Raw genomic sequence first — 333 nt, 5'->3', positions numbered from 1 at the left:
GCAGCTTGCCGCGGATAGAGTCGTGGAACAGGTGCCCGTCCTGGCTCAGCATGCCCACCGCACCGCGGATCGCCGCCGCGGAGAGGTCCCGCACGTCGACGCCGGCGAGACGTACGGCGCCCGAGTCGACGTCGTAGAGCCGGGACACCAGCTGCGCGATCGTGGACTTCCCGGCGCCGGACGAGCCGACGAGCGCGACCACCTGGCCCGGCTCCGCCCGCAGCGAGACCCCGTGCAGGAACTCCTCGCCGCAGCGGGTGTCGAGCGTCGCCTCGTCCTCCAGCGACATGAGCGATACCCGCTCCGCCGACGGGTAGGAGTAGCGGATGTCGT

At 71.8% G+C, this 333-nt stretch carries 1 protein-coding gene; it reads right to left on the bottom strand.

The window, feature by feature from the left end:
* Window positions 1-333, bottom strand: a 333-nt coding sequence (locus F0U47_RS20265) for an ATP-binding cassette domain-containing protein (RefSeq protein ID WP_149752311.1), incomplete at both ends; no start/stop codon positions are given.

The sequence above is a fragment of the Nocardioides antri genome, from assembly GCF_008373765.1.
GTDB classification, from domain to species: Bacteria; Actinomycetota; Actinomycetes; order Propionibacteriales; family Nocardioidaceae; genus Nocardioides; species Nocardioides antri.
Note: the sequence above shows the minus strand (reverse complement) of the source record. Positions and strands in the feature narration are given on the sequence as shown.